The organism is Cronobacter sp. HA18006 (assembly GCF_011605445.1).
In the GTDB taxonomy this organism is placed as follows: Bacteria; Pseudomonadota; Gammaproteobacteria; order Enterobacterales; family Enterobacteriaceae; genus Cronobacter; species Cronobacter sakazakii.
The window spans coordinates 1,423,665-1,441,728 of the sequence record NZ_JAANQB010000011.1 but is presented as its reverse complement, the minus strand read 5'-3'; the positions used below and the strand labels follow the sequence as shown (position 1 = coordinate 1,441,728).

At 57.8% G+C, this 18,064-nt stretch carries 20 protein-coding genes; 13 read left to right on the top strand and 7 right to left on the bottom strand.

The genetic code is table 11. From position 1 onward, the window contains the following. The first annotated feature begins 115 nt into the window (after positions 1-115). The 7 genes from G9X48_RS08600 (at position 116) to mglC (ending at position 8,294) form a co-directional block, all read left to right on the top strand. Entirely contained in the window at positions 116-1,240 is a 1,125-nt protein-coding gene (locus tag G9X48_RS08600) for a YbfB/YjiJ family MFS transporter (protein WP_004387460.1), read from the top strand. A 125-nt stretch (positions 1,241-1,365) separates the two neighbouring features. Next, the gene (gene folE / locus G9X48_RS08595) at positions 1,366-2,037 is read left to right on the top strand and encodes a GTP cyclohydrolase I FolE (protein WP_004387461.1); all 672 of its coding nucleotides are present in this window, start codon (positions 1,366-1,368) and stop codon (positions 2,035-2,037) included. Between the two features lie 8 nt (positions 2,038-2,045). Beyond that, on the top strand, positions 2,046-3,203 hold the full coding sequence (gene yeiB, locus G9X48_RS08590; RefSeq protein WP_007869378.1) for a DUF418 domain-containing protein YeiB: 1,158 nt from the start codon (positions 2,046-2,048) through the stop codon (positions 3,201-3,203). Positions 3,204-3,358: 155 nt separating this feature from the next. Next, complete coding sequence (gene galS / locus G9X48_RS08585; protein WP_004387463.1) at positions 3,359-4,384, top strand: HTH-type transcriptional regulator GalS; 1,026 nt, start codon at positions 3,359-3,361, stop codon at positions 4,382-4,384. A gap of 283 nt (positions 4,385-4,667) precedes the next feature. After that, positions 4,668-5,666: a galactose/glucose ABC transporter substrate-binding protein MglB gene (gene mglB / locus G9X48_RS08580; protein ID WP_004387464.1), complete on the top strand. Its 999-nt coding sequence runs from the start codon at positions 4,668-4,670 to the stop codon at positions 5,664-5,666. Between the two features lie 81 nt (positions 5,667-5,747). After that, the gene (mglA, locus tag G9X48_RS08575; RefSeq protein WP_004387465.1) at positions 5,748-7,268 is read left to right on the top strand and encodes a galactose/methyl galactoside ABC transporter ATP-binding protein MglA; all 1,521 of its coding nucleotides are present in this window, start codon (positions 5,748-5,750) and stop codon (positions 7,266-7,268) included. Positions 7,269-7,283: 15 nt separating this feature from the next. Next, positions 7,284-8,294, top strand: coding sequence for a galactose/methyl galactoside ABC transporter permease MglC (mglC, locus tag G9X48_RS08570; protein WP_004387466.1), 1,011 nt, complete (start codon positions 7,284-7,286; stop codon positions 8,292-8,294). A 559-nt stretch (positions 8,295-8,853) separates the two neighbouring features. On the opposite strand, the gene sanA is transcribed toward mglC, so the two are convergent. The 4 genes from sanA to G9X48_RS08550 all read right to left on the bottom strand — a co-directional run bounded on the left by sanA (position 8,854) and on the right by G9X48_RS08550 (position 11,799). Then, positions 8,854-9,567 carry an outer membrane permeability protein SanA gene (gene sanA / locus G9X48_RS08565; protein ID WP_004387784.1) on the bottom strand — a complete coding sequence of 238 codons (714 nt, stop codon included), beginning with the start codon at positions 9,565-9,567 and terminating at the stop codon, positions 8,854-8,856. A gap of 124 nt (positions 9,568-9,691) precedes the next feature. Further along, on the bottom strand, positions 9,692-10,576 hold the full coding sequence (gene cdd, locus G9X48_RS08560) for a cytidine deaminase (protein WP_038880022.1): 885 nt from the start codon (positions 10,574-10,576) through the stop codon (positions 9,692-9,694). Positions 10,577-10,705: 129 nt separating this feature from the next. Then, positions 10,706-11,401 (bottom strand): CidB/LrgB family autolysis modulator, encoded by a 696-nt coding sequence (locus tag G9X48_RS08555; protein ID WP_007869369.1) that lies wholly within the window; start codon positions 11,399-11,401, stop codon positions 10,706-10,708. Continuing rightward, positions 11,398-11,799 (bottom strand): CidA/LrgA family protein, encoded by a 402-nt coding sequence (locus tag G9X48_RS08550; RefSeq protein WP_007869367.1) that lies wholly within the window; start codon positions 11,797-11,799, stop codon positions 11,398-11,400. Before G9X48_RS08550 ends, G9X48_RS08555 begins: the two co-directional genes overlap by 4 nt. A gap of 252 nt (positions 11,800-12,051) precedes the next feature. Between G9X48_RS08550 and G9X48_RS08545 the strand changes: the two genes are divergently transcribed. From G9X48_RS08545 to dusC, 3 genes are all read left to right on the top strand, one after another. Next, positions 12,052-12,399 (top strand): type II toxin-antitoxin system RelE/ParE family toxin, encoded by a 348-nt coding sequence (locus G9X48_RS08545; protein ID WP_007869365.1) that lies wholly within the window; start codon positions 12,052-12,054, stop codon positions 12,397-12,399. After that, positions 12,400-12,699: an XRE family transcriptional regulator gene (locus tag G9X48_RS08540; protein ID WP_007869363.1), complete on the top strand. Its 300-nt coding sequence runs from the start codon at positions 12,400-12,402 to the stop codon at positions 12,697-12,699. A gap of 72 nt (positions 12,700-12,771) precedes the next feature. After that, on the top strand, positions 12,772-13,704 hold the full coding sequence (gene dusC, locus G9X48_RS08535; RefSeq protein WP_032988286.1) for a tRNA dihydrouridine(16) synthase DusC: 933 nt from the start codon (positions 12,772-12,774) through the stop codon (positions 13,702-13,704). A 2-nt stretch (positions 13,705-13,706) separates the two neighbouring features. On the opposite strand, the gene G9X48_RS08530 is transcribed toward dusC, so the two are convergent. After that, entirely contained in the window at positions 13,707-14,630 is a 924-nt protein-coding gene (locus tag G9X48_RS08530; protein WP_038880026.1) for a LysR family transcriptional regulator, read from the bottom strand. 72 nt (positions 14,631-14,702) lie between these two features. Here G9X48_RS08530 and G9X48_RS08525 point away from each other — a divergent pair, with 72 nt between their 5' ends. Next, positions 14,703-15,662, top strand: a complete 960-nt coding sequence (locus G9X48_RS08525) for an MBL fold metallo-hydrolase (RefSeq protein ID WP_007869354.1) — start codon at positions 14,703-14,705, stop codon at positions 15,660-15,662. Between the two features lie 36 nt (positions 15,663-15,698). Here G9X48_RS08525 and yohP read toward each other — a convergent pair whose 3' ends face one another. After that, positions 15,699-15,782, bottom strand: a complete 84-nt coding sequence (gene yohP / locus G9X48_RS08520; protein WP_000691708.1) for a small membrane protein YohP — start codon at positions 15,780-15,782, stop codon at positions 15,699-15,701. Positions 15,783-15,953: 171 nt separating this feature from the next. On the opposite strand from yohP, the gene G9X48_RS08515 reads away from it, so the two are divergent. Beyond that, a complete protein-coding gene (locus G9X48_RS08515) occupies positions 15,954-16,727 on the top strand; it encodes an SDR family oxidoreductase (RefSeq protein ID WP_007899548.1) in 774 nt (257 codons plus the stop codon). Here the strand turns inward: G9X48_RS08515 and G9X48_RS08510 are convergent. Beyond that, the gene (locus G9X48_RS08510) at positions 16,724-17,290 is read right to left on the bottom strand and encodes a DedA family protein (RefSeq protein WP_038880032.1); all 567 of its coding nucleotides are present in this window, start codon (positions 17,288-17,290) and stop codon (positions 16,724-16,726) included. The two genes, G9X48_RS08515 and G9X48_RS08510, sit on opposite strands and share 4 nt — an antisense overlap. A gap of 182 nt (positions 17,291-17,472) precedes the next feature. Between G9X48_RS08510 and G9X48_RS08505 the strand changes: the two genes are divergently transcribed. Further along, the gene (locus G9X48_RS08505; RefSeq protein ID WP_032988290.1) at positions 17,473-18,060 is read left to right on the top strand and encodes a Yip1 family protein; all 588 of its coding nucleotides are present in this window, start codon (positions 17,473-17,475) and stop codon (positions 18,058-18,060) included. The last annotated feature ends 4 nt before the right edge of the window (positions 18,061-18,064 follow it).

The window sequence follows — 18,064 nt, the reverse complement described above, 5'->3', positions numbered from 1 at the left end:
CTTTTGTTCAAACCCGGATAGTGCAGTCTAACCGTCAGGTGAGCAAGTTTCACTTCACCAGCCCGGAATCATAGCGCATCATATTGATAACTTTATTTTAACAAATGGAGGCAGCGTGGCGCTGCGTATCGCATTAACCGGCTTTCTGGCTCTGGTGGTGGCAATGGGAATAGGGCGGTTCGCGTTCACGCCCCAGGTGCCGCTTATGGTGGGCGAGGGCGAACTGACGCTGACCACCGCGGGGCTTGTGGCCGCCGCCAACTATCTTGGCTATCTGGTGGGCGCGTGGGATGCCATGCGCGCTCACCGTCATGTCGAATACCGACTGCATATGGGCGTCTGGGGCGCGGTGCTGCTGACGCTCGTTTCCGCGCTGGCGGACGGCCCGTGGTCGCACGGCGTGGTGCGCTTCGTGATTGGCTGCATGAGCGGCTGGGCGCTGGTGATGGCCGCGGGCTGGACTAACGAACAGCTCGCCCACCACGGCAGGCCGGGTCTGAGCGCGGCGGTCTTCGCAGGCCCTGGCGTTGGTATCACTATCAGCGGCCTGCTGGCGGTCTGGATCCACGGCGCGGCGCTCAGCGCCGCACAGGGCTGGGTGATTTACGGCACGCTGGCGTTCGCGCTGATTGCGCTTATCGCCCGTTATTTACCCCGCAAAGGCGAACTTCACCGGGCGGATACGCCGCCCGCGCCGCTGGAACTGACGCCCGCGCTCAAAAGACTGGTCTGGAGCTATAGTCTCGCAGGCTACGGCTATATTCTGCCCGCCACGTTTTTATCGCAGATGGCGGCGGCGCGCTTCCCTGGCAGCCTGTTCGCGCAGTTCGTCTGGCCGGTGTTCGGCGCGGCGTCGGTTGTGGGCATTGCGCTCAGCATTCTCTGGCGAACGCGCGGTACGGCATCGCAGCGCCTCGCGATTGTTCTCTGGCTCCAGGGGCTCGGCGTACTGGCGGCGGCGCTGCTGCCGGGATTATCAGGGCTTGTGATCGGCTCACTTCTCGTGGGCGGCGGTTTCCTGTGCGCGGTGCAGCTTTCTTTGCAGTGCGGGCGCGAGCTGGCACCGTCGCACACCCGCTATCTCGCAGGCCTGTTGACTACCGGTTATGCGATAGGACAACTTGTCGGGCCGGTCACTTCAGCGCTCTCAAGCCACTTCACCGGCCAGCTTGAGCCCGCGTTGTGGCTCGCGGGCGTGGCGCTGTTTATCGGCGGCGCGCTGGTCTTCCGGCGTGCCTGAAAGGCCGCGACGATTTCAACAATTTCGCCCCGGCCACTGGATTATGTGCGTTAGCTCACGCACAATGAGCCCACGCTCAGCCCCGGCCGGGCAGAGTCTGGTTACACCTGCAGGAGAAAATAACGATGCCATCACTCAGTAAAGAAGCGGCCCTGGTTCATGAAGCGCTGGTCGCGCGTGGTCTGGAGACGCCGCTGCGTCCGCCGGTCAACGAGCTGGATAACGAAACCCGCAAGCGCCTTATCGCCGGTCATATGACTGAAATCATGCAGCTGCTTAATCTGGATCTGAGCGATGACAGCCTGATGGAAACGCCGCATCGCATCGCCAAGATGTATGTGGATGAGATTTTCTCCGGCCTCGATTACGCCAATTTCCCGAAGATAACCGTCATTGAGAACAAAATGAAGGTGGATGAAATGGTCACGGTGCGCGATATCACCCTGACCAGCACCTGCGAACATCACTTCGTGACCATCGACGGTAAAGCGACCGTCGCGTATATCCCGAAAGATGCGGTGATTGGCCTTTCAAAAATCAACCGTATCGTGCAGTTCTTCGCCCAGCGCCCGCAGGTGCAGGAGCGACTGACGCAGCAGGTGCTGGTAGCGCTGCAAACGCTGCTTGGCACGAACAACGTGGCGGTCTCCATCGACGCGGTGCACTACTGCGTGAAAGCGCGCGGCATCCGCGACGCCACCAGCGCGACCACGACGACCTCGCTCGGCGGGCTGTTTAAATCCAGCCAGAACACGCGCCAGGAGTTTCTGCGCGCCGTGCGTCACCACAACGGCTAAAACCCAGGATGACGAGAAATATCACCCTCGACGCGGTACGCGGTCTGGCGATCCTCGGCATCCTTCTGCTCAACATTACCGCCTTTGGGCTCCCGAAGGCGGCCTATCTCAACCCCGCCTGGTATGGCGATATCACCTCCCGCGATGCCTGGACATGGGCGCTGCTCGATCTCTTCGCCCAGGTCAAATTCCTCACGCTGTTCGCGCTACTGTTCGGCGCCGGTCTGCAAATGCTGCTGCCGCGCGGTAAACGCTGGATCCAGGCAAGGCTTACGCTGCTGGCGCTGCTCGGTTTTGTACACGCTATTTTCATCTGGGATGGCGATATTCTGCTGGCGTACGGGCTGGTAGGGCTCATCTGTTGGCGCATGGTGCGCGACGCCCCGAGTGTGAAATCGCTGTTTAAAACCGGCGTGGTGCTTTATCTCATCGGGATTGCGGTGCTGTTGCTGCTCGGCATGATATCCGGCGAGCACATGAGCCGCTCCTGGACGCCGCAGGCGGCCGATCTCTTCTATGAAAAATTCTGGCGTCTGGAAGGGGGCATGGAGGCCGTGCGCAGCCGACTCGATCTGCTCTCTTCCATGCTGCTGGCGCTCGGCGCGCAGTATGGCTGGCAGCTCGCGGGCATGATGCTGACCGGCGCGGCACTGATGCGCAGCGGCTGGTTGCGCGGCGAATTCAGCCTGCGCCACTACCGGCGCACCGGTTTCGGGCTGGTGGCGCTGGGCGTGCTGATTAACCTGCCCGCGATAGTCGTGCAGTGGCATCTCGGCTGGGATTACCGCTGGTGCGCGTTTCTGCTTCAGGCACCGCGCGAACTGGGCGCGCCGCTGCAGGCGCTCGGCTATACGGCGCTGGTTTTCGGCTACTGGCCGTGCCTGGCGCGCCTGAAAATGATGACCGCCGTGACCTGCGTCGGGCGTATGGCGCTCACTAACTATCTGCTGCAAAGTCTTATCTGCACGACGCTCTTCAACCGCTTCGGCCTGTTTATGCAGTTTGACCGGCTCTCGCTGCTGGCGTTTGTGCCAGCGGTGTGGGCCGTTAACCTCGCGTTCTCTGTGCTGTGGCTGCGTTATTTCCGCCAGGGGCCGCTGGAGTGGCTATGGCGGCGTCTGACGCGCCTCGCCGCAGGCGCACCGCAATCCGTATCATCCAGATAACGATCTGGATCACAATCGTTAACAAATCGTATGTAACCGTTTCCAGCGCTGTGATGTGCTTCACGCAGCACATTCAGGCGCACTGCCAGAATAGCCACCTGACTTAACACAGGGGGTTTCTGTGAGACGCATTTCAGCTCTTCAGGGTGGTCGCCATGATCACCATTCGTGACGTTGCCCGTCTGGCAGGGGTCTCTGTTGCGACGGTCTCCCGCGTTCTCAATAACAGCGCGCTGGTCAGCCCGGAAACGCGTGAAACCGTCATGCAGGCGGTCACGCAGCTTGGCTACCGCCCGAACGCGAACGCCCAGGCGCTGGCCACTCAGGTCAGCGATACGATAGGCGTTGTGGTGATGGACGTCTCCGATCCGTTCTTCGGCGCGCTGGTGAAAGCCGTCGATGTCGTGGCGCAGCAGCACGGCAAATATGTGCTTATCGGCAACAGCTATCACGAGGCGGAAAAAGAGCGCCACGCCATTGAAGTGTTGATCCGCCAGCGTTGCAGCGCGCTTATCGTGCACGCCAAATCGCTTTGCGACGAGGAGCTTGCCGCTTTTCTTGAACAGGTGCCGGGCATGGTGTTGATTAACCGCATCGTGCCGGGTTACGCGCATCGCTGCGTCGGGCTAGATAATGTCACCGGCGCGATGATGGCGACGCGCATGCTGCAAAGCAGCGGCCATCAGCGCATCGGCTATCTCGCCTCCAGCCACCAGATTGATGATAACGACAAACGCCGCGAAGGGTGGCAGCGGGCGCTGGCCGATGAAGGCGTTCAGCCGCCGGAGGCCTGGGTCGGCACCGGTAGCCCGGATATGCAGGGCGGCGAGGCGGCGATGGTGGAACTCTTAGGCCGCAATCTGCATCTCACCGCCGTGTTTGCTTACAACGACAGCATGGCGGCAGGCGCGCTGACGGCGCTGAAAGATAACGGCATTCTGGTGCCGCAGCATCTGTCAGTCATTGGTTTCGATGATATCCCGATCGCCCGTTATACCGACCCGCAACTGACCACCGTGCGTTATCCGGTGGTCTCCATGGCGCGTCTCGCCACTGAGCTGGCGCTACAGGGGGCCGCAGGAGCGCTGGATCCGACGGCTACCCACTGTTTTATGCCTACGCTGGTGCGTCGTCACTCCGTCGCGGCACGGCAAAATGTGGAGCCGATCACTAGTTTATAAATGCGCGTGATGTAACCGCTTTCAATCTGTGAGTAAATTCACAGTATATTAACATTGCGCTGACTATGATGACGGCGTCTCATGGGCCTGAAACTTTATGTAACGGCGATTTAACACTGACGTTATCTGCCGCCCCTGAACGATAAAAAAGCTTTACTGGAAGCATTACCGAGCAAGGAAGTGTTTTTTATTAGTGAACTTCGGCATTCAGTAAGGTTTTTCTCCTTACCGTCCTGCCGCCCGTTTTTCACGATTGCTACCCTGCATAAAAACCGGAGATACCATGAATAAGAAGGTGTTGACCCTCTCTGCCGTTATGTCCTGCATGCTTTTTGGCACCGCGGCTCAGGCAGCCGACCGTATTGGCGTAACCATTTATAAATACGACGACAACTTTATGTCCGTCGTGCGCAAGGCAATTGAAAAAGACGCTTCCGCTTCGCCTGACGTTCAGCTGCTGATGAACGACTCCCAGAACGACCAGTCCAAGCAGAACGATCAGATTGATGTGCTGCTGGCAAAAGGCGTGAAATCTCTGGCGATCAACCTGGTTGACCCGGCGGCCGCAGGCACTGTTATCGAAAAAGCGCGCGGTCAGAACATCCCAATCGTGTTCTTTAACAAAGAGCCGTCCCGCAAAGCGCTGGACAGCTATGACAAAGCCTATTACGTGGGCACCGACTCCAAAGAATCCGGCATTATCCAGGGCGATCTGATTGCCAAGCACTGGAAAGCCAACGCGGGCTGGGATCTGAACAAAGATGGCCAGATCCAGTACGTCCTGCTGAAGGGCGAGCCGGGCCACCCGGATGCTGAAGCGCGTACCACTTACGTTATCAAAGAGCTGAACGACAAAGGCATTAAAACCGAGCAGCTGCAGCTGGATACCGCCATGTGGGATACCGCTCAGGCGAAAGATAAAATGGATGCCTGGCTCTCTGGCCCGAACGCTAACAAAATCGAAGTGGTTATCGCGAACAACGACGCCATGGCGATGGGTGCGGTAGAAGCGCTGAAAGCGCACAACAAATCATCTATTCCGGTCTTCGGTGTGGATGCGCTGCCGGAAGCGCTGGCGCTGGTGAAATCTGGCGCGCTGGCCGGTACCGTGCTGAACGATGCCAACAACCAGGCGAAAGCGACCTTTGACCTTGCTAAAAATTTGGCTGCAGGCAAAGGCGCGGCAGACGGCACTGACTGGAAAATTGAAAACAAAGTGGTGCGTATTCCTTATGTCGGCGTTGATAAAGACAACCTGGCGGAAATCACCAGCAAAAAATAATTGCAATGTATTTACGGGGCGCATTTTGCGCCCCCTTTAGCGTGCCATGCTCAGCCAACACACTCGCAGCCAGGTATAAATATGGTCAGCAATAATACGCAGTCGTCAGGCGAATACTTGTTGGAAATGACGAATATCAACAAGAGTTTTCCGGGCGTTAAGGCACTCGATAACGTTAATTTAAAAGTTCGTCCTCATTCTATTCATGCTCTGATGGGTGAGAATGGCGCGGGCAAATCAACGTTATTAAAATGTCTTTTCGGGATCTATCAAAAAGATTCCGGCAGTATTCTTTTCCAGGGGAAAGAAATTGATTTCCATTCGGCCAAAGAGGCGCTGGAGAATGGAATATCGATGGTGCATCAGGAATTAAACCTGGTATTACAACGTTCCGTCATGGACAACATGTGGCTTGGCCGTTATCCGACCAAAGGCATGTTTGTTGACCAGGAAAAAATGTATCTTGATACCAAAGCGATTTTCGACGAGCTCGATATTGATATCGATCCTAAAGCTCGCGTGGGTACGCTTTCTGTATCGCAGATGCAGATGATTGAAATCGCCAAAGCGTTCTCCTACGACGCTAAAATCGTCATTATGGATGAACCGACGTCTTCTCTGACGGAGAAAGAAGTTAATCATCTCTTTAAGATTATCCGTAAGCTGAAAGAGCGCGGCTGCGGTATTGTTTATATTTCCCACAAAATGGAAGAGATCTTCCAGCTGTGCGATGAAATCACTATCCTGCGCGATGGCCAGTGGATCGCCACCCAGTCGCTGGAAGGGCTGGATATGGATAAGATCATCGCCATGATGGTTGGGCGTTCTCTCAACCAGCGCTTCCCGGATCGTGAAAACAAACCCGGTGAAGTGATCCTTGAAGTGCGCAATCTGACTTCACTGCGCCAGCCGTCTATTCGTGATGTCTCCTTTGATCTGCATAAAGGCGAGATCCTGGGTATTGCCGGTCTGGTGGGCGCGAAGCGCACGGATATTGTGGAAACGTTATTTGGTATTCGCGAGAAATCTGGCGGTACCATTAGTCTGCACGGTAAAAAGATCAATAACCATAGCGCCAATGAAGCCATTAATAACGGCTTTGCGCTGGTGACCGAGGAGCGCCGCTCAACGGGGATCTACGCTTATCTGGATATCGGTTTTAACTCCCTGATTTCCAATATTCGCAACTATAAAAGCAAAATCGGCTTGCTGGATAATTCCCGCATGAAAAGCGATACCCAGTGGGTGATTGACTCAATGCGTGTTAAAACGCCGGGTCATCGCACACAAATTGGTTCGCTTTCCGGCGGTAACCAGCAAAAAGTGATTATCGGGCGCTGGCTGCTCACCCAGCCGGAAATATTAATGCTCGATGAGCCGACGCGCGGCATCGACGTAGGCGCGAAATTTGAAATCTACCAGCTTATTGCTGAACTGGCGAAAAAGGGTAAGGGGATCATTATTATCTCCTCAGAAATGCCTGAGCTGTTAGGGATAACTGACCGTATTCTGGTAATGAGCAATGGCCTCGTCTCCGGGATTGTTGACACCAAAACGACGACGCAAAATGAAATTCTGCGTCTTGCGTCTTTGCACCTTTAATATCAGGGGCTCCTCATGAGTGCGTTAAATAAGAAGAGTTTTCTCACTTATCTGAAAGAGGGCGGTATTTACGTCGTTCTTTTAGTGTTGCTGGCCATTATTATTTTCCAGGACCCGACGTTTTTAAGCCTGTTGAACTTAAGTAATATTCTCACCCAGTCATCGGTGCGTATTATTATCGCGCTTGGCGTGGCAGGGTTGATTGTCACCCAGGGGACTGACCTTTCCGCAGGGCGTCAGGTTGGCCTCGCCGCGGTGGTCGCGGCAACGCTGCTGCAGTCGATGGAAAACGCCAACAAAGTGTTCCCGGAAATGGCGACCATGCCGATTGCGCTCGTGATCCTGATTGTCTGCGCTATCGGTGCCGTGATTGGTCTGGTAAACGGCATTATCATTGCGTACCTGAACGTGACGCCGTTTATTACCACGCTTGGCACGATGATCATCGTTTACGGTATCAACTCGCTGTATTACGACTTCGTGGGCGCGTCGCCGATTTCCGGCTTCGATTCCGGCTTCTCGACGTTTACGCAGGGGTTTGTCGCGCTCGGCGGTTTCAGACTTTCCTACATTACGTTTTACGCGCTGATTGCCGTGGCGTTCGTCTGGATCCTGTGGAATAAAACCCGCTTTGGTAAAAACATTTTCGCTATCGGCGGTAACCCGGAAGCGGCGAAAGTCTCCGGCGTGAACGTGGCGCTGAACCTGCTGATGATTTATGCGCTCTCCGGTGTGTTCTACGCCTTCGGTGGGATGCTGGAAGCGGGCCGTATCGGTTCTGCCACTAACAACCTGGGCTTTATGTATGAGCTCGACGCCATCGCGGCGTGTGTGGTGGGCGGCGTCTCCTTCAGCGGCGGCGTGGGTACGGTGCTTGGCGTGGTGACCGGTGTGATTATCTTCACCGTTATCAACTACGGCCTGACCTATATCGGCATCAACCCTTACTGGCAGTACATCATCAAGGGCGCGATTATCATTTTCGCGGTCGCCCTGGATTCCCTGAAATACGCGCGTAAGAAATAAGCGCGGTTACGCCAAAAAGCCTCCGCTTGCGGGGGCTTTTTTTATGGGCGGTGAGTGTGAATGATGGCGGGTGCGCTGCGCTTACCCGCCTTACACTCAGAGTGAGCGTTGAGGATGATGGTTTTGCTCCGGCTTAAAAAAATCGGCCTCGCTGTTTCGCCGCAGGCTGGGGCGCACCGGAGGGACCCGGTGCGAGGGCATGACAATACAGGGAGGTATTGTCTTGCCCGACCCATGGCCGGAGGGAATAAGGCGAGGCTTCCCCGCAGGGGCGATTTTCTGCCGGGAGCCGGGATTGCAAAGGGGGCGGCGGTGAGCCCCCTTTGCACGTTCGCGTGAGGGAAGCGCACATATCAGGATGACATTGTGGCGAACGTAACGAATTCACCGACCTGATATATTAAAAACTGGATGGCGGGTGCGCTACGCTTACCCGCCCTACGGTGATGAAAGGAATTTGTAGGGTGGGTAAGCGCAGCGCACCCACCGGGTATAAAGATGAAAGGAATGTGTAGGGTGGGTAAGCATCGCGCACCCACCGCACCTGCCATCGCGACGCTTACTTCTTCTTCTGCAATTCCAGCATCTGCTCGGGCGTCACGGCAGGGTAACCCTGCGCATCGTCAGGCACTTCGCTAAGGGCGGGGATCGGCACCAGCGGGCCGAGGAAACGCGGTTCACGCTTAAAAATATAAAGATCCGCCAGCGCCCCTAAACGCGCGCCAAACTCACGCACGCGCACCGACAACATATTTTTCGGCGACGGCACGGCGTAACACTGCGCCTGAATGCCCATATGCAGCGCGATAAACAGCGCGCGCTCGCAATGGAAACGCTGGGTGATAATGATGAAATCGTTGGTATCGAACACACGGCGGGTGCGCACGATAGAGTCGAGCGTGCGGAAACCGGCGTAATCCAGCACGATATCCGCCGGATCGACGCCTGCGGCAATCAAATCCTTGCGCATCGTCATCGGCTCGTTATAGCTCTGCTGGGCATTATCGCCGCTCAACAGCAGGTAATTCACCTTGCCGCTGTTATACGCGTTCAGCGCGCCCTGAATGCGGTAGCGGTAATACTGGTTAATCACGCCGGTGCGATAATATTTGGCGGTGCCGAGCACCACGCCCACCTGACGCCACGGTAAATCCTGTAGCTCGTCATAGACGTAAGGCGCGGTTTTCCAGCTGATCCAGCGGTCAAGGAGCAGCGCCGTTAACAGCAGTACGCCAATCAGGGCCAGCAGGCTGTATAACAAACGCTTTAACATTCAGGCAGCTCGAAGCAATCAGAAAAGAGATTCAAGGCTACTTTACCCGCCGGGCAAGAGCAAGAATCGAACGACCGGTTGAAGCATTTTTCGCCGCTGCGGGCAGAACGCCCGCAGCGTTATTTCAGGCAAGCGTAACGAGTTCGAGATTCGTGAAGCCAAGCGCCTTCAGCGTCGCGGCGGTGGCGTCGCGCTGAACAATCGTCGCGTCGTCACGTTCGGCAAGCGCGACGCGCTTGATGTCCGCCCATGCGTAACCGTTCAGGCTCATCAGATTCAGCGCGGCCTGCAGCGGCGGGAGGGAAGGGTTGAACGCCGCGTTCTCGGCATAGCTGCCGGTAAAGATTTCACCATCGCGGGTTTCAATGGCCAATCCGGAAGGGGACTGGCTGTACGGCGCATGGCTGCGGTTGGCCGCCGCAATCGCAGCCTGCGTCAGCGCGTCGCCTTTCAGCGCATAGCCATGATTTTCCGTGTCGAATATCAGCGTCCTGATATCGAGATCGCGCGGGCCGAAGGCGTCCGGCAGGTAATCGCCAAGCTGTGAAGGCGCGCGTCCCGGCAGGTTAATGCGAAGCGTCAGCCCGCTGTTAAGCTCGTTCATAAACTGACGGCAGTGGCCGCACGGCGTGTAGTTAACGGTAATCGCCGCAAGGCCGGTTTCGCCGCGCATCCAGGCGTGGGTAATAGCGCTCTGCTCGGCGTGAATCGTCTGCTGCATCGCCGCGCCGCGAAACTCCATATTGCCGCCGAAATAGAGATTGCCGCTAAGGCCACGGGCCACCGCGCCCACATTAAAGTGTGAAATCTCCGTTTGCGCGCAGGCAGCGGCTAACGGCAGCAGCGCAAACGCCAGCGCGTCATCGTCCAGCCCGCTCTGACGGCGAACGTCAGCGACCTGTTCGGCGCTCAGCATCGCCGGAAAATGAACATCAGCAATCCATGGAGCCAGAGCGGCTTGCAGTGCCGCCGGCAGCTGTGCGAAGGCAGTTTCAAAACGTGGGTGCATGGCAAAGCCTCAAAAGAAGTAACAGGAAAAATAGTTTACGGCGCTCCTGAGGCTTTATATGTGATTTAGATCTCGCTGGCTATGCAACAAATGAAATTTAGAATGAAAATGCGCGACGTATCGCAAGTTTTAGCGCCATATCGCGAGAATAAGCGGGAACAGGAACGGGGCGACCAGCGACGTAATAATCCCGCAAATCACCAGCGCCAGCGAACTAAACGCGCCTTCCTGATAGTCCAGCTCCGCACAGCGCGCCGTCCCGAGGGCGTGCGAAGCAGTGCCCATCGCGAGCCCGCGCGCGGATTTGGTTTTTATCCGCATCATATTCAGCAGCGTATGGCCAAACACCGCACCGAGGATCCCGACGAAAATCACGCACACGGCGCTGATAGCGGGAATGCCGCCGAGGCTTCCGCCCACGGCCATCGCGATCGGCGTGGTGACCGATTTCGGCAGGACGGACGCCGCGATTTCCGGGCTTGCGCCCATCAGCAGCGCGACAGAAGTGCCGGTGACCATCGCCACCACACTGCCGGCGAAACAAATCGTGATAATCGACTTCCAGCGCGCGCGGATCTGGTGCAGCTGTTCATACAGCGGGAACGCCAGCGCCACTACGGCCGGTTGCAGCAAATCATTCAGAATGCGGCTGCCCTGAAAATAGCGCTCATAAGGAATATGGGCCAGCATCAGAAAGGGGATCAGCACCACCATGCAAACCAGCAGCGGGTTGAGCAGCGGGCTTTTTAGCCGTGCGGCAAGCTTGCGGGCGGCGAAAAACACCAGTAGCGTCAGCGGCAGCGACCACCAGATATTCTGCATCATTTCTCATGGCTCCTTTCCTGGCCTACCACTTTGCGCTCGCCGTGCGCCAGATGCGCGCTCCAGCTCACCACCATAAATACCACCAGCGTGCTGATAAAACAGGAGACGACCACCGGGCCAAACTGCGCCTGCAACACATCGAAATATTGCATCACGCCAATACCGACCGGCACGAACAGCAGCGCCATATAGCGGATCAGCAGATTACAGGCGGGCTGTACCCATTTCGCGGGCAGGATCTGAAACGCCAGCAGCACAAAAAGAATCAGCATGCCGATGATGCTGCCAGGGATCGTAATCGGCAGCAGCGCGGCAATCGCGATGCCTGCATAAAGGCAGGCGTAAATCAAAACAAACGCGCGTACCAGTTGCCAGAGAGAAGTCAGCATTGTGCTCATAGGGGTCACCTTTAAACCGAACGCATTCATCATACAATTAAAATGAAAACTGTGCTACCGATCACAGGAGCCAACTCAGCATACCTAAACTTTCGAGCCGCCGCCCAGGTTCACAACGCGCCTTTCATGGCCGCAAAAATTTTTTGCGCACCGTTACGCAAACCAGTAATGACCCTGTTGAAGCTATAGATTACAATCTATAAAACGCTCCTTGCCGTTCACGGTAGTCGCTAACGAACAGGGAGGAGCGCCATGTGGACTATTTACCTTACTCACGAGTTTGAGTGCTGGCTCGCGAGACAGCCGCAGCCGTTGCAGGAAGATGTGCTGGCCGCGCTGGGGCTTTTAAAAATCAAAGGTCCGCACCTCGGGCGTCCGTATGCCGATACGCTCAAAGGCTCGCGTCACGCGGGTATGAAGGAATTACGGGTTCAGCACGCCGGGCGGCCCATACGCGCCTTTTACGCTTTTGATCCGCACCGTTACGCCATTGTGCTGTGCGCGGCCGAGAAAAAGGGCGATGAAAAGCGGTTTTACCGGGTCATGCTGCGCGTCGCTGACAAACTGTTTAGCCACTATCTGAACCACCGGGAGGTATAGATGAAGACGTTTGATGAAGTGCTGGCGGCGCAGACCCCGGAGGCCCGCGAACGCATCGAAGAGAAAACGGCGCAGCTGCTGCTGGAAACCCATCTGTATGCGCTGCGCGAGGCGCTCAGCGTGTCGCAAACCGAGATGGCGCGCCAGATGGGTATCGCCCAGCCGTCGGTCGCGGCTATCGAACAGCGCGGCAACGAGATGAAAATCTCAACGCTTAAGCGCTATGTCGAAGCCCTGGGCGGCACGGTGCGGCTGGATGTCGAGCTGCCGGACGGCCAGCGTTTCGGTTTTACGCTCTGAGCCAGCGCTCGCGCATTCCTTTCACGGCGGCGAGGCGCTACCATAGCGCCTCTTTTTTTAGCGGGTAGCGTTATGCGTGTTTTACTGGCGCCGATGGAAGGCGTGCTTGATTCTCTGGTGCGCGAACTGCTCACCGGGGTAAATGATTACGATCTCTGCATCACCGAATTTCTGCGCGTGGTGGACAGCCTCCTGCCGGTGAAATCATTCTATAAACTCTGCCCGGAACTCCACCACGAGAGCCGCACGCCGTCCGGCACGCGGGTGCGTGTGCAACTGCTCGGCCAGCATCCGCAATGGCTTGCCGAAAACGCCGCCCGGGCGGTGGAGCTGGGCTCCTGGGGCGTTGATCTCAACTGCGGCTGCCCGTCGAAGCTTGTGAACGGCAGCGGCGGCGGTGCCACGCTGCTGAAAGACCCTGATCTTATCTATCGCGGCGCGAAAGCGATGCGCGAAGCCGTACCTGCGCATCTGCCTGTCACGGTGAAAATTCGTCTCGGCTGGGACAGCGGCGCGCGGCGTTTTGAAATCGCCGATGCCGTCCAGCAGGCGGGCGCGACGGAGCTGGTGGTACACGGGCGCACCAAAGAAGATGGCTATAAAGCGGAGCGCATTAACTGGGCGGCGATTGGCGAAATTCGCGAGCGGTTGACGATTCCGGTTATCGCCAACGGTGAAATCTGGGATTACGCCAGCGCGCAGGCGTGCATGGCGGAAACGGGCTGCGACGCGGTGATGATTGGCCGCGGCGCGCTCAACGTGCCGAACTTAAGCCGCGTGATTAAATATAACGAGCCGCGTATGCCCTGGCCGGAAGTGGTGCAACTGCTGCAACAGTACACGCGGCTTGAGAAACAGGGCGATACGGGCATGTACCATGTGGCGCGCATCAAGCAGTGGCTCGGTTATCTGCGCAAAGAGTACGCCGAGGCGACGGAACTCTTCAGCGAAATCCGCGCGTTAACCACCTCGGCGGCTATTGCCGACGCCATCAACCGCCACTGACGTTATTCGCCGTTCGCTATCAGCCGCTGAATAAATCCGCGTAACCACATCAACGCCGGATCGCTGTTATGGCGCTGATGCCACAGCAGCGCCACTTCAAACGGCGGCACGTCGAGCGGCACCGGGCTTGCCGAAAGCCCCCAGGCCGTTTGCCACATATCACACAGCCCCGCGGGCACGGTCGCGAGCGCGGGCATCTGCATCAGAAGTCCCGGCAGGCCCGCGAAGTGCGGCGTGGTGTAGCAAATGCTGCGGCGCGCTCCCTGGCGTGCCAGTAGCGTATCAATCAGGCTGCTAGTCGCTTCGCGGTAGGTCACCATCAGGTGCGGTTCTTGCACGTAATCCTCAAGCGTCAGCGGGGCGGTGAGGCTGAGCTGCGACGGGTGCCAGAGCGTCACAAACGGCATGCTCACTAACACCTCGCGCTCCTGCCAGCGCGGCCCGGCCTGCGCCACGCTTATCGCCATATCCAGCTCGCCTTCCTCCAGACGGCGCGGATCGCTAAACGGCGAGCTTGCCACCACGTTAAGCCGCACGCCGGGCGCGGCTTCGCGCAGCGCCGGGATCAGTTGCGGCATCAGCCACATCTCCACCCAGTCGGTCATGCCAAGCGTAATGGTGGCGCTCGCCTGCTGCGGGTGAAATTCAGCCTGCTGGAACAGCGCTGACTGAAGCTGCTCCAGCAGCGGCATCAGCTCGCCATGCAGAGCGACGGCGCGCGCGGTCGGCTGCATCCGGTGGCCGCTGCGAATAAACAGCGGGTCATCGAACATATCGCGCAGGCGCGCGAGCGCGCCGCTGACCGCGGGCTGCCCGAGATGCAGTTTATCGGCCGCGAGCGACACGCTCTGCTCGCGAAACAGCACCGCAAACGCGATGAGCAGGTTGAGATCGATTTTGCGGAAATCGTTTTCTTTGATAGTCATTATGGCTCCAATCAATTGGAGTGATACTAGTGCGGCGTGGATACTTCAGCAAGTCAAATCAACTGGAGGACGATGATGAAAACTGCCGCAACCTTACTGGCGCTATTCACTTTCGCGCTGGCCGCGCCGCTTGGCGCAGCGCCATTGCCTGTTAACAGCGCGCAGGCACCCGGCTATTACCGCATGATGCTCGGCGACTGGCAGATAACCGCTGTCTCTGACGGCACCGTGACCATTCCCGCCGACAAACTCCTGACCCGCATCACGCCTGACGCTCTCAAAACGCGCCTCGCTGATGACGCGCTGACGCCGCAGGTCGAAACCTCTATCAACGCCTATGTTATCAACACCGGCGATAAACTCATCCTGGTGGACAGCGGCGCGGGCGCGCTGCTTGGCAATAACGGCGGTCATCTGCCGGAAAATCTGCGTGCCGCCGGTATCGACCCGTCGCAAATCGACATGGTCTTGCTGACGCACGTTCACGCCGATCACTCCGGCGGTGTGCAGCGCGACGGTAAACCGGTCTTCCCGAACGCCACCGTGCGGGTGGATCAGCGCGACCTCGATTTCTGGCTCAACCCGGCGCATGAAAAGGAAGTCGAAGCCAGCCAGCGCCATACGTTTGCGGAATCGGAACGGTCGCTGCGCCCGGTCATCAGCGCCGGAAAGATGAAGGCGTTCCACGCGCCCGCGCAAATCATGCCCGACATTGAAGCGCTGCCCGCGCCCGGCCACACGCCCGGCAGCGTGATTTACAAAGTGACCCGCGGCGGTGAAACGCTTTTACTGTGGGGCGATATTATCCATGTGAAAGCGGTGCAGATGCCGCAGCCGCAGGTGGCGATTCATTTTGATGTCAATCAGGATGAGGCGGTGGCCATGCGGGAGAAAACGCTGAAAATGGCGGCGCAGAGCAACGCCTGGGTGGCATCGGCGCATATCGCGTTTCCGGGTATCGGCAAGATAAAAGCGCAGGGAGACGGGTATCGCTGGGTGCCGGTCAACTACAGCAGCCACGGCGCGAAGTAAGGTAAAGGGCGCCGCGGACAGGCGGCGCCCGGTAGATCAGAAGATCATTTTAAATACGCCCGTCACCACTAACAGCCCAATCAGAAAAATAATCAGTACCGCCCACAGAATGATTTTCATCACTTACTCCTTATTGTCTTTGCGGGATCTCGTTGATCCATGAAGGTAATTACCAGTATAGAAGCTCCTGCGAAGGCGGCAGAAAAAAGTGAGGGGAGCGTTTTCGCCCGCCGGGGCTGATTTTTCAGGCCTCGCTATACTTAACACTTTAACGCAACTCCCGGAGGCACCATGAGTTCTGCAACCAAAGTGGCGATCGTCACCGCGTCAGATTCAGGCATCGGCAAGAAGTGTGCGGTATTTCTCGCAAGGCAAGGGTTCGATATCGGCATTACCTGGCACAGTGACGATAAAGGCGCGAAGGAGACCGCGCAGGAAGTGGAAAGCCTGGGACGGCGCGCTGAACTTATCCAGCTTAACCTCAGCCATCTGCCGGAGGGCGCGAACGCCATTCAGGCGCTTATCGACCGCTTCGGGCGTATCGACGCGCTGGTGAATAACGCGGGCGCGATGATCAAAAAGCCGTTTCTGGAGATGACGTTCGACGAGTGGCGCAGCATTCAGACGGTGGATGTGGACGGCGCGTTTCTCTGCTCGCAAATCGCCGCCAAAGCGATGGTGAAACAGGGGCAGGGCGGGCGCATTGTGAATATCACCTCGGTGCATGAACACACGCCGCTGCCGGAGGCGAGCGCCTACACCGCGGCCAAACACGCGCTCGGCGGGCTGACCAAATCAATGGCGCTGGAGCTGGTGGAACATAACATTCTGGTGAACGCCGTCGCGCCTGGCGCTATCGCCACGCCGATGAACGACATGGACGAGGGCGACGCGAAACCCGGCTCGATGCCGAATATCCCGATGGCGCGCCCCGGAGAGACCGATGAGATAGCCAGCATCGTCGCGTGGCTCTGCTCGGAGGGGGCCACCTATACCACCGGTCAGTCGTTTATCATCGACGGCGGGTTTACGCTCGCTAACCCGCAGTTTAAGCCGAAGGCTTAATCCGCTCTGCTGCTGCGTTTGCGCCACAGCCAGCGCAGCAGCAGCACAATACCCACCGCCAGTACGACCCACACCAGCTGTTTCAGATGATGATCGAGGCGATGCAGCCACGGCTCTATCACCTGGCCGCCCACGTAACCGAGCGTGGTAAAGAGCGTCGCCCAGACCAGCGCCCCGAGGATATTCAGCGGCACAAAGAGCTTCGGCGGGACGCGGCTCGCGCCAATTAACAGCGGGCCGATAATACGAAAACCGTACATAAAGCGGGTGCCGATGACAAACCACGCCGGATGGCGCTGGATAAGCGCCTGCGCGCGGGCTATCTGCTTTTGCTTGCCGGAAAACCGCGCCAGCGCCCGGGTGCCGAACCGGCGGCCCACCAGATACAGCGCCTGGTCGCCAATCATGCCGCCGAGTGCCACCACCAGCACCACCAGCGGAAAACGCAGCAGCCCTTCATGCGCGGCCACGCCGCCCAGCAGCGTGACGGTTTCCCCTTCGGCAAGGCTGCCCAGTAACAGCGTCACATAACCGTACTGCTCAATCAGGTTATTGATATCCATGAATTCCACTACTCCCGTTTGTCAGGCTTTCTTCGCGCCACGCGCGAAACCGAAAGTATAACGCGCCCGCCGCGCCCTGCGCGTGCAACGGACTACCTGTTTTTGCGCTGTTTACTTTTTAATCTACAGGCCTGAATTATACTTACAGTACCCGTTCCGGGCGGTCTGAGTCAGGGGGCGTTATGAACCATGTCTGGGGGCTTTTGTCCCATCCTTTCCGTGAAATGCAGGTGATTCGCCACGAAAACGAAACCGTGACGCATCACTATACCCACCACGTACTCATCATGGCGGCCATTCCCGTGCTGTGCGCGTTTATCGGCACCACCCAGATTGGCTGGGATTTCGGCGACGGCAACGTCGTGAAGCTGTCGTTCTTTACCGGTTTCTATCTGGCGGTACTGTTTTATGCGCTGATGCTGGCTGGCGTGGCGGTCATGGGGCGGGTCATCTGGTGGATGGCGCGTGATTATCCGCGTCGTCCGTCGCTCGCCGGTTGTATGGTGTTCGCGGGCTATGTGGCGACGCCGCTCTTTTTAAGCGGCGTGGTGGCGCTCTATCCGCTGGTGTGGCTCTGTGCGCTGGTGGGGACGCTCGCGCTGCTCTACACCGGTTATCTGCTGTATGTCGGCATTCCGGCGTTTCTCAATATTAATCAGGAAGAAGGGCTGCGCTTTTCCGGCTCGACGCTCGCCATCGGCGTGCTGCTGCTGGAGGTGCTGCTGGCGCTGACCGTCCTGCTGTGGGGCTACGGTTATCGTCTCTTCTGACGTG

Excerpts from the sequence above, each read along its gene's own strand:
- yeiB (WP_007869378.1), top strand. The coding sequence starts at position 2,046 with ATGACGAGAAATATCACCCTCGACGCGGTACGCGGTCTGGCGATCCTC.
- G9X48_RS08545 (WP_007869365.1), top strand. The coding sequence starts at position 12,052 with ATGTGGACTATTTACCTTACTCACGAGTTTGAGTGCTGGCTCGCGAGA.
- folE (WP_004387461.1), top strand. The coding sequence starts at position 1,366 with ATGCCATCACTCAGTAAAGAAGCGGCCCTGGTTCATGAAGCGCTGGTC.
- G9X48_RS08515 (WP_007899548.1), top strand. The coding sequence starts at position 15,954 with ATGAGTTCTGCAACCAAAGTGGCGATCGTCACCGCGTCAGATTCAGGC.
- G9X48_RS08540 (WP_007869363.1), top strand. The coding sequence starts at position 12,400 with ATGAAGACGTTTGATGAAGTGCTGGCGGCGCAGACCCCGGAGGCCCGC.
- G9X48_RS08530 (WP_038880026.1), bottom strand. The coding sequence starts at position 14,630 with ATGACTATCAAAGAAAACGATTTCCGCAAAATCGATCTCAACCTGCTC.
- G9X48_RS08510 (WP_038880032.1), bottom strand. The coding sequence starts at position 17,290 with ATGGATATCAATAACCTGATTGAGCAGTACGGTTATGTGACGCTGTTA.
- galS (WP_004387463.1), top strand. The coding sequence starts at position 3,359 with ATGATCACCATTCGTGACGTTGCCCGTCTGGCAGGGGTCTCTGTTGCG.
- G9X48_RS08525 (WP_007869354.1), top strand. The coding sequence starts at position 14,703 with ATGATGAAAACTGCCGCAACCTTACTGGCGCTATTCACTTTCGCGCTG.
- G9X48_RS08550 (WP_007869367.1), bottom strand. The coding sequence starts at position 11,799 with ATGAGCACAATGCTGACTTCTCTCTGGCAACTGGTACGCGCGTTTGTT.
- mglA (WP_004387465.1), top strand. The coding sequence starts at position 5,748 with ATGGTCAGCAATAATACGCAGTCGTCAGGCGAATACTTGTTGGAAATG.
- mglC (WP_004387466.1), top strand. The coding sequence starts at position 7,284 with ATGAGTGCGTTAAATAAGAAGAGTTTTCTCACTTATCTGAAAGAGGGC.
- G9X48_RS08505 (WP_032988290.1), top strand. The coding sequence starts at position 17,473 with ATGAACCATGTCTGGGGGCTTTTGTCCCATCCTTTCCGTGAAATGCAG.
- yohP (WP_000691708.1), bottom strand. The coding sequence starts at position 15,782 with ATGAAAATCATTCTGTGGGCGGTACTGATTATTTTTCTGATTGGGCTG.
- cdd (WP_038880022.1), bottom strand. The coding sequence starts at position 10,576 with ATGCACCCACGTTTTGAAACTGCCTTCGCACAGCTGCCGGCGGCACTG.
- G9X48_RS08555 (WP_007869369.1), bottom strand. The coding sequence starts at position 11,401 with ATGATGCAGAATATCTGGTGGTCGCTGCCGCTGACGCTACTGGTGTTT.
- dusC (WP_032988286.1), top strand. The coding sequence starts at position 12,772 with ATGCGTGTTTTACTGGCGCCGATGGAAGGCGTGCTTGATTCTCTGGTG.
- sanA (WP_004387784.1), bottom strand. The coding sequence starts at position 9,567 with ATGTTAAAGCGTTTGTTATACAGCCTGCTGGCCCTGATTGGCGTACTG.
- mglB (WP_004387464.1), top strand. The coding sequence starts at position 4,668 with ATGAATAAGAAGGTGTTGACCCTCTCTGCCGTTATGTCCTGCATGCTT.